The organism is Pseudomonas sp. NFPP07 (genome assembly GCF_900115645.1).
Taxonomy (GTDB): domain Bacteria; phylum Pseudomonadota; class Gammaproteobacteria; order Pseudomonadales; family Pseudomonadaceae; genus Aquipseudomonas; species Aquipseudomonas chlororaphis.
Genome location: NZ_FOXG01000006.1, coordinates 479,099 through 494,070 on the forward strand (window position 1 = coordinate 479,099; position 14,972 = coordinate 494,070).

Below are 14,972 nucleotides of genomic sequence, written 5' to 3' on the forward strand. Positions count from 1 at the left end.
TATGTCTGCTGCCAATAAACCGATTGATATCAAAAAGAGCCTTATCGACGCCGTACTGGCCGGGCTGATCTCGCTGATCGTGTTCGGTCCTATCGTGGGCGTGGTACTCGAGGGCTACAGCTTCAACCTGCAACCGGCCCGCGTCGGCTGGCTGGTGGCGATCGTGATGATCGGTCGTTTCGCCTTGAGCCTGTTCCTGCAGACGCCCAAGGGGTTGAAGATCCTCCAGGGTTTCGAAAGCACCGGTTCCGGTGTGCATGTGCTGGCGCCGGACTACAAGTCGCGGCTGCGCTGGATCATCCCGGCGCTGATCGTGATCGCCATCGTCTTCCCGTTCTTCGCCAACAAGTACCTGCTGACCGTGGTCATCCTCGGCCTGATCTACGTGCTGCTCGGCCTGGGGCTGAACATCGTGGTCGGCCTGGCCGGGCTGCTCGACCTGGGGTATGTGGCGTTCTACGCCATCGGTGCCTACGGCCTGGCGCTGGGCTACCAGTACCTCGGCCTGGGTTTCTGGACCGTGCTGCCCCTGGCGGCCCTCGCCGCGGCGCTAGCGGGATGCATACTCGGCTTCCCGGTGTTGCGCATGCACGGTGACTACCTGGCCATCGTGACCCTGGGCTTCGGCGAGATCATCCGCCTGGTTCTCAACAACTGGCTGTCCTTCACCGGCGGCCCGAACGGCATGCCGGTTCCGTCGCCGAGCATTTTCGGTCTGGAATTCACTCGGCGGGCGAAGGATGGCGGGGTGCCGTTCCACGAGTTCTTCGGCCTGGAATACAACCCCAACCTGAAGTTCCTGTTCATCTACATCGTGCTGTTCATCGTGGTGCTGCTGGTGCTCTACATCAAGCATCGCCTGACCCGCATGCCGGTCGGCCGGGCCTGGGAAGCGCTGCGTGAAGACGAGATCGCCTGCCGCGCCATGGGCCTGAACCACGTGCTGGTGAAACTCTCGGCCTTCACCATCGGTGCCTCCACCGCGGGCCTGGCCGGGGTGTTCTTCGCCAGCTACCAGGGCTTTGTGAATCCCTCGTCCTTCACCTTCTTCGAGTCGGCGCTGATCCTGGCCATCGTGGTCCTGGGCGGCATGGGGTCGACCGTGGGCGTGGTGATCGCAGCGTTCGTCCTCACCGTGGCGCCGGAGCTGCTGCGCAGCTTCTCCGAGTACCGGGTGCTGCTGTTCGGCATTCTCATGGTGTTAATGATGATCTGGCGGCCGCGAGGCCTGATTCGTATCAGCCGTACCGGGGTAACCCCGCGTAAAGGTGCCTTGGTCGAGAGGAGCGCGCCATGAGCGATGAAGTCATTCTCAAGGTAGAGAACCTGATGATGCACTTCGGTGGCATCAAGGCCCTGAGCGACGTCAGCCTGGAGGTCAAGCGCAACTCCATCTTCGCCCTGATCGGCCCCAACGGCGCGGGCAAGACCACGGTGTTCAACTGCCTGACCGGTTTCTACAAGGCCACGGGCGGGCACATCGCCCTCAATACCCGGGGCAAGCCGACCAACGTCATCAAGCTGCTGGGCGAGCCGTTTCGCGCGACCGACTTCGTGTCGCCCAGGCGCTTTGCCAGCCGGCTGTTCTACAAGATGTTCGGTGGTACCCACCTGGTGAACCGGGCGGGCCTGGCGCGGACCTTCCAGAACATTCGCCTGTTCAGGGAAATGTCGGTGCTGGAGAACCTGCTGGTGGCCCAGCACATGTGGGTCAACCGCAACCTGGTGTCCGGCATCCTCAACACCAAGGGTTACCAGAAGGCTGAAAGCGACGCCCTGGACCACGCCTTCTACTGGCTGGAGGTGGTGGACCTGGTGGACTGCGCCAACCGCCTGGCCGGCGAGTTGTCCTACGGCCAGCAACGCCGCCTGGAAATCGCCCGCGCCATGTGCACCCGGCCGCAGATCATCTGCCTCGACGAACCGGCCGCCGGCCTCAACCCCCAGGAAACCGAAGCGCTCAGCGCGATGATCCGGCTGCTGCGCGACGAGCACGACCTGACCGTGGTGCTGATCGAACATGACATGGGCATGGTGATGAGTATTTCCGACCATATCGTGGTGCTCGACCACGGCAACGTGATCGCCGAGGGCGGGCCCGAAGCGATTCGCAACGACCCGAAAGTGATCGCCGCCTACCTGGGTGCGGACGAAGAGGAACTGGTATGACGACTGCGCCTATCCTCGAACTCAAGGACCTGGACGTGTACTACGGGCCGATCCAGGCCCTGAAGAAAGTCTCGCTGCACATCAACGAAGGTGAAACCGTGAGCCTGATCGGCTCCAACGGTGCCGGCAAGTCCACGCTGCTGATGTCGATTTTCGGCCAGCCGCGGGCCGAGTCCGGGCAGATCATCTATCGCGGTGTGGACATCACCCACAAGTCCTCGCACTACATCGCCTCCAACGGCATCGCCCAGTCGCCGGAGGGGCGCCGGGTGTTTCCGGACATGACGGTGGAAGAGAACCTGCTGATGGGCACCATCCCCATCGGCGACAAGTACGCCAGCGAAGACATGCAGCGCATGTTCGAACTGTTCCCGCGGCTCAAGGAACGTCGGACCCAGCGGGCCATGACCATGTCCGGCGGCGAGCAGCAGATGCTCGCCATCGCCCGCGCGCTGATGAGCCGTCCCAAGCTGCTGTTGCTGGACGAACCGAGCCTGGGGCTGGCGCCGATCGTGGTGAAGCAGATCTTCGCCACCCTGCGCGAGCTGGCCTCCACCGGCATGACCATCTTCCTGGTCGAGCAGAACGCCAACCACGCGCTGAAGCTGTCGGACCGCGCCTATGTGATGGTCAACGGCGAGATCCGCCTGAGCGGCACCGGCCAGGAACTGCTGGTCAACGAGGAGGTGCGTAACGCGTATCTGGGCGGTCACTGAGCCTGAGTACCGTGGATAAGACATGCCCCGCCGGTTCGCACCGCCGGGGCATTTTTTATCCCCTTGATCTTGTAGGAGCGAGCTTGCTCGCGATGCTCGTCAACGGTGACGCTGGCTGTCTGGATATACGCGTCGTTCTCGGGTTCTTCGCGAGTAAGCTCGCTCCTACAGAGGCTGGATGACCTTGTCCACAGCAGAAAACGCAAATTGTGGAAAACATTCTGCGCAAGCTGGCAAAGCGCGGCATAAAGACGCTGCAAATAGTTGTTTTGTCACGGTTTTGACTTGTCCCCGTTTGCTGTGGAACTGGCTGTGGGTAACGTGGGAGTAGCTGGCTGGACGCCTTGAATGGCGTGGCCTGCAGGCTGGCGATCGTTTTTTGATCAGGCGTTTTTGCCGGACCTTGAGCGGCCGTTGTCAACCTTTTTATTGTCGCAGGCAAAGGGCGGAAACCCCCTGGACAAGCCTGTGGATAAGTCTGTGATTAAACTCTGGAAAGACTCGCCGAGGCAGCGTCGTTACTGGCTTGAAGCCATCCCTTGCTTGACCGTCCGGTCGCCTGTATCGGCCGGGGCTGCATGGACGCCATGCTCAGGTCAAGCAAAAAACTTTCTAAAATCGCCTGCAGCCCCTGTGGATAGGGGCTTGCGGACTTTTGCACTTGCCCCCAAAGACTGTGGAGCGTCCTGTGGATAAGGTGCGTGCATGTGGCTGCGGGCCACGATTTGCCTGGCTTGGCGGTGGTTGGTTGTTTTTTGTACAGTTGCGTCTCTGTAGCCGCTGCCGAAGGCTGCGATAAGGCCCGGAGGGCCTTTCAACGATCTTGAAGAGCACGCCCTCTTCGAACGGAATGCCGCCCAGACCGATCGCAGCCTTCGGCAGCGGCTACAGGGGAGGCTGATAGCCTGGCTCGCACAACCTCCGGTTGCCGCTGCGATTCAGGCCGGGCATGCTGCGAAACGATTTTTCATTTCCACGGCGGTTCGACGCCCAGCAAGGAGAACACCATGACTTCCACCCTGTTTATTACCGGCGCAACCTCCGGTTTTGGCGAAGCCTGTGCCCGTCGTTTTGCCGAGGCCGGCTGGTCGCTGGTGCTGACCGGTCGCCGCGAAGAGCGTCTCAACGCCCTGTGCGCCGAGCTGTCGAAGCAGACCGAGGTGCACGGCCTGGTGCTCGATGTGCGGGACCGCAAGGCCATGGAAGAAGCGATCGCCAACCTGCCGCCGTCCTTCGCCAAGCTGCGTGGGCTGATCAACAACGCCGGCCTGGCCCTGGGGGTCGACCCGGCGCCCAAGTGCGACCTGGACGACTGGGACACCATGGTCGACACCAACATCAAGGGCCTGATGTACAGCACCCGCCTGCTGCTGCCACGGCTGATCGCCCATGGCCGCGGCGCCGGCATCGTCAACCTCGGCTCCATCGCCGGTAACTACCCGTATCCGGGTAGCCACGTGTATGGCGCGAGCAAGGCGTTCGTCAAACAGTTCTCCCTGAACCTGCGTTGCGACCTGCAAGGCACCGGTGTGCGGGTGACCAATATCGAGCCGGGCCTGTGCGAAAGCGAGTTCTCCCTGGTGCGCTTCAAAGGCGACCAGGAGCGTTACAACGCCACCTACGCCGGTGCCGAGCCGATCCAGCCGCAGGACATCGCCGACACCATCTTCTGGGTGCTCAACACCCCGGCCCACGTCAATATCAACAGCCTGGAGCTGATGCCGGTGAGCCAGACCTGGGCCGGTTTCGCCATCGAGCGCAACGCCAAGGGCTGAATGCTCCGCCTGTAGCCGCTGCCGTAGGCTGCGATGGTCCGGGCCACGTTGGTCGCAGGACCTTCAGCGATCTTGAGTCCTGCGACCGGTTCCCGGTCGATCGCGGCCCGCGGCAGCGGCTACACTCCGCGTGCCGATGCGTTTGGCAACACAGCCGTTCAGGCCTGAATCAGCCCGCACAAGGTAGACTCCCGCTCCGCAACCCACCGCAGCCTTGCATCAAGGCCGCGAATTCAAAGGTTCTCGAGGAGGAAATGTGAGTAACCGAGGTGAGCAGGTACTGCTCAAACAATCGACCGTCCTGATGTTCGCCGTGGCGATCGCCGCTATCGTCACGGGGTTTTTTTCCGGTTCCCAATCGATTCTGTTCGATGGTTTTTTTTCGCTGATCGCGACCGTCATCAAGGTCTTGATGCTGATCACCGCCAAGCTGATCGCCAAGGAAAGTAACCAGCGCTTTCAGTTCGGCTTCTGGCACCTGGAACCGATGGTGCTGCTGATCGAAGGCAGCTTTTTGTTGCTGATTGCGATCTACGCCTTTCTCAGCGGTATGTTCGGCATCATCAACGGTGGCCGCGAGATCGAACTGGGCCTGGTGATCCCTTTTGCGATGGTGCTTAGCGTCGTCTGCTTCGCCTATTTCTTCTACGTCCGTTATCGCAATCGCACGTTGAAATCCTCGTTGATCCAGTTCGACAACATCAGCTGGCTGGTGGACGCGATGCTCTCGGTCGGCTTGCTGGTGAGCTTTCTCATCGCGTTGCTGCTCAAGACCCAGGGTTATGGCCAGTGGGCCGCTTACGTCGACCCGTCAATCCTGATCCTGCTGGCCCTGAGCATGCTCGCGCCGGCCTTCAATATTCTCAAGCCAGCGTTACGCGATGTACTGGGGATTGTCCCGGACCAACTGGATGACAAAGTTCGCCAAGTGATGGACGAGGCGAAAGTCGAACACGGCTTTGCCGACTATGTCTCGTATGTGCAGAAGCACGGACGGGCGCGGTTTATTGAGATTCACATCGTGCTGCCGCAGGACTATCCATTGCAGGGTGTGGCGACGCTGGACAAGCTGCGCGAGGAGATATCCACACAGCTCGGCAAGGCGGATGCGGCGCGCTGGCTGACCATCAGCTTTACCGGCGATCGCAAGTGGATTGCCTGAGGCCTTCCTGAGCGCAGGCGCGCAATCGCGAGCTTCGCTCCTACAGAGGCATGCTCGTTTTTCTGTAGGAGCGAAGCTTGCTCGCGATAGCGATGTAAAGATCAGCCGAAGTATTCAGCCAGGCCGAGATAACAGGTCGCCAGGTGATAAGGCGTGGTCGACGGCATGTCCCGGCGGCTGAGTCCGCCATGGGCGTCCAGGCATTCGTTCCAGCCCTTGGCATGCAGGAAGTGTTGTTGCAGCGCCAGCAACTGGTGCTGCAGGCGTTCGGCGCTGTCCTGGCACAAGGTCAGGGCGCGCAGGTATTCGGCCTGGGCCCAGATGCGCTGGGTCGGGTCGAGCACATCGCCATCGATGCTCAGCATCCCACTCACCGCGCCGCTGGAGTTATCCACGCCAACCTGCTCGGCATAGGCGAAGGCCCGCTCCAGCGAGGCGTGCAGCGGGCAGCCACGCAGCAGAGGCGAGGATTGCAGCAGGAAGAACCATTCGAACTGGTGCCCCGGCTCGAACCAGTTATCCACAGCCCCCAGCGGTTTCTCCATCATCAGCCCATGCCGTGGCTCGATGAAGCGCTGCTGCATGGCCGTGCACAGGGCCAGCAGCGCGCTTTGCACGGCGGCGTCGTCACGCACGGCCAGGGTGGCGAGGAAGGCTTCGGCCAGGTGCATCAGCGGGTTCTGCAAGGGGCCGCAAGCCTGGGACGACCAGTCCTCCGCGAGGACCGCTTCGTACAGGCCATCGCCGTTGGCAAAACGCTCGGCCACCACTTTCAGCGCGGCATTGAGCACCGATTCCACCAGCGGCTCGCGGACCCTGGCCCAGTAATGGGCGCAGGCAAAGACGATGAAGGCGTGGGTGTAGAGGTCCTTGCGCCTGTCCAGCGGCGCGCCCTGGGCATCGATGCTGTAGAACCAGCCACCGTGCTCGGCGTCGTGGAAGTGCCGTTGCAGGGAACGGAACAGCGCCGCGGCGCGCTCTTCAGCAAGCGGCGTACGGCCATCGCCGATCAGGCTGGAAAACAGGTACAGCTGCCGGGCGCAGGCCATGGCCCGATAACGCTGAGGTGGCAGCGGGGCATGCTCGGCGTCTAGCGCCTCGAAGGGCAGCGCCAGTTCCGGATTCCAGCCCGGCCCCTGCCAGAGCGGCACGATCACGCTGTGGAAATGCTGTTGCACGGCCGTAAACAGGGCGGTCGATTCAGACGGGGAAGTGGGGCTGGAAACATCGGGCATTGGCTGGCGTCGTCACGGCAGGGTGGAATGCGCGACATGGTAGCAGAGAAGGCCCTGGGGATCGTGGTTGGGCCGGAGCCCTTAATCGCGAGCAAGCTCGTTCCTACAGTGGCGGCGTTGTTCCTGTAGGAGCGAGCTTGCTCGCGAAAAAAAGCCTCAAACGACGCGCATCAGCCGGCCAGCAACCACACGCCAGTCGCGGCGGACGCCGCGCCCGCCAGGCGCACCAGCAGCGCAGCGGCCTGTGGCAGGACCCGGACCACGGCGTAACCGGCCGCGTGCAGTGCCGCGGTGGCGGCGACGAAGCCTGCGGCATAGGTCCAGGGGCTGGACATGTCCGGCAGTTCCAGGCCGTGGGCCACACCGTGGAACAGGGCGAACAGCGCGGTGGCGGCCACCGCCAGGCTCAACGGCGGACGCACCGCCAGGGCCACGGCCAGGCCGAGGGCCAGGACCGAGGCGGCGATCCCGCTTTCCAGGGCCGGCAGGTTCAGCCCTGCAAAACCCAGCACGCCGCCGATCAGCATGGTGCCGACGAAGGTGCAGGGCAGTGCCCAGCGCGCCGCGCCTTGCTGCTGCGCGGCCCACAGGCCGACCGCAACCATCGCCAGCAAGTGGTCGAGGCCACCGATCGGGTGGCTGATGCCGGCTATCAGGCCGTTGTCGCCGTGACCCGGGTGAGCGAAGGCCAAAGCTGGAGTCAGCAGCAGGGCGAGGGTGCCGAGAATGCGTTTGAGTGTCATGGACAGGCTTCCTTGTTGAGCTTTTTGAAAAGAGCGATCAGGCCGCGATCAGCAGTCCCTGGCGTTCGATAAAGGCGATGATTTCCTCCAGGCCCTGGCCGGTCTTCTGATTGCTGAAGACGAACGGCTTGCCACCGCGCATGCGCTGGGTATCGCCGTCCATCATCTCCAGCGAAGCGCCGACCAGGGGCGCCAGGTCGATCTTGTTGATCACCAGCAGGTCGGACTTGCAGATGCCCGGGCCACCCTTGCGCGGCAGCTTGTCGCCCGCCGACACGTCGATCACGTAGATGGTCAGGTCGGACAGCTCGGGGCTGAAGGTCGCCGACAGGTTGTCGCCGCCGGACTCCACCAGAATCAGGTCGAGGCCGGGAAAACGCCGGTTCAGCTGATCCACCGCTTCGAGATTGATCGAGGCGTCTTCGCGAATCGCCGTGTGCGGGCAGCCGCCGGTTTCCACGCCGATGATGCGCTCGGGCGCCAGGGCCTGGTTGCGTACCAGGAAGTCGGCGTCTTCGCGGGTGTAGATATCGTTGGTCACCACCGCCAGGTTGTAGCGTTCGCGCAGGGCCAGGCACAGGGCCAGGGTCAGGGCGGTCTTGCCGGAGCCCACCGGGCCGCCGATGCCGACGCGCAGAGGTTGTGCGTTCATGTGACTCTCCACAATAAAAGGCACCAAGTAAAAGGCGCCAAACTAAAAGGACCTAGGCTCTGTACGAAAAGTGGCTGCGCGCTGGGCGCCTTCGGCGCTACGCGGGCCATGCTGCGTTAAAAACAGGCTCGGGATGCTCATTTAGGCCCCTAAAGTCGAACGCGACCCCGGCCGTTCCTCGCCTGTTTTTGCCTTGCCTGACCTTCGCTCGCCGACTTTTCGTACAGACCCCTAGGAACGGAACAGGCGGCTGTACTGGCGCTCATGGGCCATGCACGCCAGGGACAGGCCGAAGGCGGCGCTGCCGTAATGTTCGGGGTCGAGGTTCGAGGCATTGCGCTGGGCCTCTTGCAGCAACGGCAACAGTTCGCTGGTCAGGCGCTGAGCAGCCTGCTGGCCCAGGGGCAGGGTTTTCATCAGCACCGCCAGCTGGTTTTCCAGCCAGCTCCACAGCCAGGCGGCCAGGGCGTCCTGCGGGCTGATCCGCCAGGCCCGCGCGGCCAGGGCCCAGCCCAGGGCCAGATGCGGCTCGGCGATCTGCGCGAGAAAGGCGCGGGCCGGCGGATCCAGCTCCGGCAGGCCGTTCAACAGCTGTTGCAGGGAATAGCCCATTTGCCGGCTTTCCTGGTGCAGCTCGCGGGTTTCGCGGCTGGCGCGATGTTCCTGGCACAGCTGCAGCAATTGCGCCCAGTCCTCGTCCGCGGCCGCCTGACAATGGGCCAGCAACAGCGGTGCTTCGAAGCGCGCGAGGTTGAGCAGCAACTGGTCGCCGATCCAGCGTCGGGCGCTGTGCGGATCGTTGACCGTGGCCTGTTCCACGGCCATTTCCAGGCCCTGGGAATAGCTGTAGCCGCCAATCGGCAGCTGTGGGCTGGCCAAGCGCAGCAGGGCCCAGGCCGGGTTCATGGGCGCACGCCAAACTGGTGCAGCCGCGGCGCGTAGTTGAAGTCCTCGTCGCCGTGGCGGGAATGATGATGGCCGCCGCCGTAGGCGCCGTGTTCCGGCTGGAACGGCGCCTCGATGGTTTCGGTATTGGCGCCGAGCTGTTCGAGCATGGCCTTGAGCACATAGTCGTCGAGCAGGCGCAGCCAGCCATCGCCGACTTGCAGGGCGACGTGGCGGTTGCCCAGGTGGTAGGCGGCGCGGGTCAGTTCGAAGGCATTGCGGCAGGTGACATGCAACAGGGTTTCCGGACGCGCGCAGACCCGCACGATCCGGCCGTCTTCGGCTTGCAGGCATTCGCCGTCGTGCAGCGGCGGCTGGCCACGCTCCAGAAACAGCCCGACGTCCTCGCCGTCGGCACTAAAACAGCGCAAGCGGCTTTTGCTGCGGGCTTCGAAGGTCAGGTGCAACTCGGCGGACCAGTCGGGTTGCGGCGCGATTCTGCGATGAATCACCAGCATTGGAAGGCTTCCAGCTATGAGCGATGCAGGGTGTAGAGCAAGTGCCTTGCCAATCGCCCGGTCTGATCGGAAACGGGTGGAAAGCGCCTGAAAATGGGGCGGGCTTATGTTTTATTTTGTTACAAATTCAGGGTGTGCGCTGATTTATAGCACTGACTTGGTGCGTTGTGCTGTTTTTTGATGCGCGGCGAAGCGCCGCTCTGGCGCGAGCCATGGCGGGCAGATGAGGCGGTGGAGGAGGTGGTGCGGTTGAGCGCAGCGGCGGGGGGTTATTCGGTGCTGCCCAGCCCTTGCCAGTGCTTGAGGCCGATAAAGATGAAGCGCAGCTGCTGGGTGATTTTCGCCTGGGGCGTGAGGTGCTCGGGCAGGGCTTGCGCGGGCGGGTCGATGATGTCCGGCAAGGTGGCGAACACACTTTTGACGATCAGGTCGGCCATCACCGTCAGGTCGGCGATGTTCAGGTGTTGCAGCTTGGGCATCAGGGTCAGGTCGGCCGCCAGGTCGGCGCTGATGTTTTCCCGCAGGCTGGCGATCGCTTGGCGCACCGGCAGCGAACCGCCGTACTGCTCGCGGGCGAGGAACAGGAACTGCGAGCGGTTGGCTGCCACTACATCGAGGAAGATCCGCACCGAGGCATCGATGATGCCGCCCATGACAAATTCGTTATGGCGCACCAGGCGGATGGTTTCACGGAAGGTCTGGCCGACTTCGCTGACCAGTACCAGGCCAAGCTGGTCCATATCGTCGAAATGCCGGTAGAAACCGGTCGGCACTATGCCGGCGGTTTTCGCCACTTCGCGCAGGCTCAGGCTGCCGAATCCGCGGCCGCATTCCATCAGGTGGCGGGCAGCGTCCATCAGAGCGTTGCGAGTCTGTTGTTTCTGTTCGGCGCGGGGCAGCATCGGCGGGCTGGTTTTCTGATCAAGAGAGCGGCGCACTCTAGCAAATCAACTTTGCCGGCGTCGAACCTGGTGGGGGCGGTGAGCTGAAGGCGAGACCTGGATCGGAGCGGTGGACGCAGAAAAAAACGGCGCGGCTCAGGAAAAAACAAAGCCCGATCCAGGGACCGGGCTTTTCTGTAGAGGCATCATAGGCTTGACTCACAGCTGGGTTGCGTTAGGCCAAACGGTCGTTGCCGTCTTAAACCAGACCTTTCTCTTCCAGGCGATCACGGCCGCCTTCGGCTACAGCCTGGCCCAGGGGAGTGCGATCGAAGCCGTCTTCAGCCAGGGTCTGACCTTGTGGGGTACGGTCGCCGCCATCGGAAGCCAGGGTTTGGCCTTGTGGGGTGCGGTCGCCGCCATCGGAAGCCAGGGTCTGACCTTGTGGGGTACGGTCGCTACCGTCGGAAGCCAGGGTCTGGCCTTGTGGGGTGCGGTCGCCGCCATCGGAAGCCAGGGTTTGGCCTTGTGGGGTGCGGTCGCTACCGTCGGAAGCCAGGGTCTGGCCTTGTGGAGTGCGGTCGCCACCGTCGGAAGCCAGAGTCTGGGTGAATACCGAGGTGCTGGCCTTGACTTGTGGGGTAGCCTGTTCAGCGGCTGGCAGGGCGAAAGCGTTGGCTGCCAGGATCGAGAGGGTCAGGCTAAGCAGTAATTGGCGTTTCATGATGGGTTGCTCCTTGGGAGGGCGATAAAGTGGGTACGGAGCCAATGTTACGCGCGCAAAATCGATATAAAAGTTCATAAAGACAATGGTAATAATCAACAGAATTGATTGTTCTGCCCGAGGGCTCTAGAACGGGCGTTTCCGAAGAGAGGTTTTGCACCGGGGTGGGTATTTTCGACCCATCTGCGCCTCGCAAAAGTGCGGCGGCGGTAACGCCAAGCTGGCGCTTCGGTCAGGAAAAACCGTGCTTTTGTGTCTGATTCGCGGCTTTGGGTTAAACCTGCGGGCCGTTTGTCAGTCCTAGTTTTCATGACCGGTGGATTTCAACCCCGGCCGTTCACCGGGGCGTCGTTATCCCGGCGCCCTTCAGTAGTCAGGAGCCCTGTGCATGACGCGCACTCGTAAAATTCTCGCCTGGACAGTCGGTAGCCTTTTCCTGCTGCTGGCCGTGCTGGTACTGATCATCGCGTTCTTCGATTGGAACCGGATCAAGCCGCCACTCAATGCCAAAGTCTCCGAAGAACTGCATCGCCCCTTCGCCATCAACGGCAACCTGGCGGTGATCTGGCAGCGCGAGCCCGACGAAGGCGGCTGGCGGGCCTGGGTGCCGTGGCCGCATGTGGTGGCCGAAGACCTGACCCTGGGCAACCCCGACTGGTCCAAGGCGCCGCAGATGGTCAGCCTCAAGCGCGTCGAGTTGCGCATTTCGCCCCTGGCATTGCTGGCGCAGCGCGTGCGCATTCCGCGTATCGACCTCACCGAGCCGAACGCCGCTCTCGAACGCCTGGCCGACGGCCGCGCCAACTGGACCTTTCAGTTCGACCCGAAAGACCCGAACGCCGAACCCTCCAACTGGGTGGTGGACATCGGCGCCATCGGCTTCGACAAAGGCCATGTCATCCTCAATGACCAAAGCCTGAAAACCCGCCTCGACCTGCTGATCGACCCGTTGGGCAAGCCGATTCCGTTCAGCGACATCGTCGGCGACAAGGCAGCGAAGAAAGCCGAGGAGAAAGGCGCAGCTCCCCAGTCCTACGCCTTTGCCTTCAAGGCCAAGGGGCAATATCACGGCCAGGCGCTCACCGGCTCCGGCAAGATCGGCGGCTTGCTGGCGCTGCAGGACGCGAGCAAGCCGTTCCCGCTGCAAGTCCAGGCAACGATCGGCGATACCCGCGTCGAACTGGCCGGCACCCTGACCGACCCGCTCAACCTTGGCGCGCTGGATCTGCGCATGAAGCTCGCCGGCACCAGCCTGGGCAACCTGTACCCGCTGACTGGCGTGACCCTGCCGGACTCGCCGGCCTATGCCACCGATGGCCACCTGAGCGCGCAGTTGCGCGACCCGGCCGGGGCGAAGTTCCAGTACCAGGATTTCAACGGCAAGATCGGCGACAGCGACATTCACGGCAACCTGACCTACGTCGCCAGCCAGCCGCGGCCCAAGCTGACCGGTGCGCTGGTGTCCAATCAGTTGCTGTTCAGCGACCTGGCGCCGCTGATCGGCGCCGACTCCAACGCCGAGCAGAAGGCCCGTGGCGGCGACAGCAAGCAGCCGGCGGACAAGGTGCTGCCGGTGGAAGAGTTCCGCACCGAGCGCTGGCGCGACATGGACGCCGATGTCGAGTTCACCGGCAAGCGCATCGTCCACAGCGCCGATTTGCCCTTCACCGACCTGTACACCCACCTGGTGCTCGACGACGGGCGCCTGAGCCTGGAGCCGCTGCGTTTCGGCGTGGCCGGCGGCAAGCTGGATGCGCAGATTCGCCTCAACGGCCAGGCCACGCCGCTGGAAGGCCGGGCCAAGTTGACCGCGCGCAACTTCAAGCTCAAGCAGCTGTTCCCGACCTTCGAGCCGATGAAAACCAGCTTCGGCGAACTCAATGGCGATGCCGATATCGCCGGGCGCGGCAACTCGGTGGCGGCCCTGCTCGGCAGCGCCAACGGCGAGCTGAAGATGCTGATCAACGACGGCGCCATCAGCCGCAGCCTGATGGAGATCGCCGGGCTCAACGTCGGCAACTATGTGATCGGCAAGATGTTTGGCGACAAGGAAGTGAAGATCAATTGCGCCGCCGCCGACTTCGGCATCAAGACCGGCCTGGCCACCACTCGCCTGTTCGTGTTCGATACCGAGAACGCGATCGTCTACATCGACGGCACCGCGAACATGGCCAGCGAGCAACTGGACCTGACCATCACCCCGGAATCCAAGGGCTTGCGCCTGTTCTCCCTGCGCTCGCCGCTCTATGTGCGAGGCAAGTTCATCAAGCCGGAGGCCGGGGTCGAGGCCGTACCGCTGATGTTGCGCGGTGCGGGCATGGTGGCGCTGGGGGTGATCGCCGGGCCGGCGGCCGGGTTGCTGGCGCTGGTGGCACCGAGCGGCGGCGAGCCGAACCAGTGCGCGCCGCTACTCGAGCAGATGCGTTCGGGCAAGGCGCCGGTGGCGGTCAAACCGACGCATTGAGAGCAAACGGAGTTTTCCTGTAGGAGCGAGCTTGCTCGCGATAGCCGCGAAGCGGCGACCTGTCTGCCAAAACTGGTCATCCTTGGCGATCTTTTCGTGAGCAAGCTCGCTCCTGCCTGGTCCCTGGGGCATTAGCCAGCGGCGAGCATCGGATGCCCGGCCGCCTGGGCCTCTTCGCGCAGCCACTGGAAAAACGCCCGCACCGGCGGATGCCGTTCGCGCCCGGGCACGCACAAGGCGCTGTAGCCCGCGCCGTCGACATGGATCTCCGGGCGATACGGCAGCAGCAGGCCGCTGGCCACGCTTTCCGACACCAGGATATTGCTGGCCAGCACCAGGCCCTGGCCGGCAATGGCCGCCTGCAGGGCGTAGTGTTCCTCGTCGTATTCACGAATCACCGGACGGCCCTGCATCCAGCTTTCCTGCGCCTTGTCGCACCAGGCCTCCCAGCCATGGGCGTAGAGCTTGGAATTGTGCCAGCGCACGCTGATCAGTGTCGGCGTTTGCTCGCGGGCCAGGGCCACCTGTTCCGGCGAGCCGTAGACCGCGAAGCATTCGTCGAACAGGCACAGCCCATAGAGATTCGGGTAGTCGTCCAGGCTGTAGCGGATCACCAGGTCGACGCTGGCATCCTGCTGCAGGTCGATGACCTCGCAGTTAGTGTCCAGGCGCAGGTTGATGTTCGGGTGCCGGGCATAAAAACGCCCCAGGCGCGGCACCAGCCACAGCGCGGCGAAGGCCGGCGTGGTGGAGATCATCAGGTTCGCGCCGCTGCGTTGCGGGCGCAGGCTGTCGACGCTCTGTGCCACTTCCAGCAAGGCGCCGTGCAGGCTGTGGAACAGCCGTTCGCCGCATTCGGTCAGGCGCACCTGGCGCGGCAGGCGCTGGAACAGCGGCACGCCCAGCCAGCTTTCCAAGGAGCGGATCTGGTGGGAAATCGCCGTGGGTGTAACCGACAGTTCCTCGGCGGCGGCCTTGAAACTCAGGAGCCGGGACGCCGATTCGAAGGCGCGCAGGGCGGTCAGCGGCAGGTTGGCAAACATACTGG

14 protein-coding genes are annotated in these 14,972 nt (G+C 63.2%); 6 read left to right on the top strand and 8 right to left on the bottom strand.

What is annotated here, in order from left to right:
* Position 1: 1 nt before the first annotated feature.
* From livM to BM019_RS18070, 5 genes are all read left to right on the top strand, one after another.
* Positions 2–1,297, top strand: a complete 1,296-nt coding sequence (gene livM, locus BM019_RS18045; RefSeq protein ID WP_085533650.1) for a high-affinity branched-chain amino acid ABC transporter permease LivM — start codon at positions 2–4, stop codon at positions 1,295–1,297.
* The gene (locus BM019_RS18050) at positions 1,294–2,169 is read left to right on the top strand and encodes an ATP-binding cassette domain-containing protein (RefSeq protein WP_009041928.1); all 876 of its coding nucleotides are present in this window, start codon (positions 1,294–1,296) and stop codon (positions 2,167–2,169) included. The genes livM and BM019_RS18050 overlap by 4 nt, the downstream gene beginning before the upstream one ends.
* Entirely contained in the window at positions 2,166–2,885 is a 720-nt protein-coding gene (locus tag BM019_RS18055; RefSeq protein ID WP_007925221.1) for an ABC transporter ATP-binding protein, read from the top strand. Before BM019_RS18050 ends, BM019_RS18055 begins: the two co-directional genes overlap by 4 nt.
* Before the next feature lie 1,007 nt (positions 2,886–3,892).
* Positions 3,893–4,660, top strand: a complete 768-nt coding sequence (locus BM019_RS18065; protein WP_009041929.1) for an SDR family oxidoreductase — start codon at positions 3,893–3,895, stop codon at positions 4,658–4,660.
* Between the two features lie 256 nt (positions 4,661–4,916).
* Positions 4,917–5,822, top strand: a complete 906-nt coding sequence (locus BM019_RS18070) for a cation diffusion facilitator family transporter (RefSeq protein ID WP_062823821.1) — start codon at positions 4,917–4,919, stop codon at positions 5,820–5,822.
* Positions 5,823–5,923: 101 nt separating this feature from the next.
* Here BM019_RS18070 and BM019_RS18075 read toward each other — a convergent pair whose 3' ends face one another.
* From BM019_RS18075 to BM019_RS18105, 7 genes are all read right to left on the bottom strand, one after another.
* A complete protein-coding gene (locus tag BM019_RS18075) occupies positions 5,924–7,057 on the bottom strand; it encodes an AGE family epimerase/isomerase (RefSeq protein ID WP_092419110.1) in 1,134 nt (377 codons plus the stop codon).
* Positions 7,058–7,227: 170 nt separating this feature from the next.
* Positions 7,228–7,800 (bottom strand): HupE/UreJ family protein, encoded by a 573-nt coding sequence (locus BM019_RS18080; RefSeq protein WP_092419112.1) that lies wholly within the window; start codon positions 7,798–7,800, stop codon positions 7,228–7,230.
* A gap of 37 nt (positions 7,801–7,837) precedes the next feature.
* Positions 7,838–8,452: an urease accessory protein UreG gene (ureG, locus tag BM019_RS18085; RefSeq protein ID WP_007925234.1), complete on the bottom strand. Its 615-nt coding sequence runs from the start codon at positions 8,450–8,452 to the stop codon at positions 7,838–7,840.
* Between the two features lie 231 nt (positions 8,453–8,683).
* Complete coding sequence (locus BM019_RS18090) at positions 8,684–9,358, bottom strand: urease accessory protein UreF (RefSeq protein ID WP_085533656.1); 675 nt, start codon at positions 9,356–9,358, stop codon at positions 8,684–8,686.
* Positions 9,355–9,855: an urease accessory protein UreE gene (gene ureE, locus BM019_RS18095; protein ID WP_062823818.1), complete on the bottom strand. Its 501-nt coding sequence runs from the start codon at positions 9,853–9,855 to the stop codon at positions 9,355–9,357. The genes BM019_RS18090 and ureE overlap by 4 nt, the downstream gene beginning before the upstream one ends.
* A 269-nt stretch (positions 9,856–10,124) precedes the next feature.
* The gene (locus BM019_RS18100) at positions 10,125–10,757 is read right to left on the bottom strand and encodes a TetR family transcriptional regulator (protein WP_009041936.1); all 633 of its coding nucleotides are present in this window, start codon (positions 10,755–10,757) and stop codon (positions 10,125–10,127) included.
* 238 nt (positions 10,758–10,995) lie between these two features.
* Entirely contained in the window at positions 10,996–11,460 is a 465-nt protein-coding gene (locus BM019_RS18105; protein WP_092419114.1) for a hypothetical protein, read from the bottom strand.
* A 388-nt stretch (positions 11,461–11,848) separates the two neighbouring features.
* On the opposite strand from BM019_RS18105, the gene BM019_RS18110 reads away from it, so the two are divergent.
* On the top strand, positions 11,849–13,924 hold the full coding sequence (locus BM019_RS18110) for an AsmA family protein (RefSeq protein WP_092419116.1): 2,076 nt from the start codon (positions 11,849–11,851) through the stop codon (positions 13,922–13,924).
* Between the two features lie 131 nt (positions 13,925–14,055).
* Here the strand turns inward: BM019_RS18110 and BM019_RS18115 are convergent, their stop codons facing one another.
* Complete coding sequence (locus BM019_RS18115; protein WP_092419118.1) at positions 14,056–14,967, bottom strand: LysR substrate-binding domain-containing protein; 912 nt, start codon at positions 14,965–14,967, stop codon at positions 14,056–14,058.
* Positions 14,968–14,972 lie beyond the last annotated feature (5 nt).

Coding starts and splice junctions, on each gene's coding strand:
- ureE (WP_062823818.1), bottom strand. CDS start 9,855: ATGCTGGTGATTCATCGCAGAATCGCGCCGCAACCCGACTGGTCCGCC.
- livM (WP_085533650.1), top strand. CDS start 2: ATGTCTGCTGCCAATAAACCGATTGATATCAAAAAGAGCCTTATCGAC.
- BM019_RS18055 (WP_007925221.1), top strand. CDS start 2,166: ATGACGACTGCGCCTATCCTCGAACTCAAGGACCTGGACGTGTACTAC.
- BM019_RS18090 (WP_085533656.1), bottom strand. CDS start 9,358: ATGAACCCGGCCTGGGCCCTGCTGCGCTTGGCCAGCCCACAGCTGCCG.
- BM019_RS18075 (WP_092419110.1), bottom strand. CDS start 7,057: ATGCCCGATGTTTCCAGCCCCACTTCCCCGTCTGAATCGACCGCCCTG.
- BM019_RS18110 (WP_092419116.1), top strand. CDS start 11,849: ATGACGCGCACTCGTAAAATTCTCGCCTGGACAGTCGGTAGCCTTTTC.
- BM019_RS18080 (WP_092419112.1), bottom strand. CDS start 7,800: ATGACACTCAAACGCATTCTCGGCACCCTCGCCCTGCTGCTGACTCCA.
- ureG (WP_007925234.1), bottom strand. CDS start 8,452: ATGAACGCACAACCTCTGCGCGTCGGCATCGGCGGCCCGGTGGGCTCC.
- BM019_RS18065 (WP_009041929.1), top strand. CDS start 3,893: ATGACTTCCACCCTGTTTATTACCGGCGCAACCTCCGGTTTTGGCGAA.
- BM019_RS18100 (WP_009041936.1), bottom strand. CDS start 10,757: ATGCTGCCCCGCGCCGAACAGAAACAACAGACTCGCAACGCTCTGATG.
- BM019_RS18050 (WP_009041928.1), top strand. CDS start 1,294: ATGAGCGATGAAGTCATTCTCAAGGTAGAGAACCTGATGATGCACTTC.
- BM019_RS18105 (WP_092419114.1), bottom strand. CDS start 11,460: ATGAAACGCCAATTACTGCTTAGCCTGACCCTCTCGATCCTGGCAGCC.
- BM019_RS18115 (WP_092419118.1), bottom strand. CDS start 14,967: ATGTTTGCCAACCTGCCGCTGACCGCCCTGCGCGCCTTCGAATCGGCG.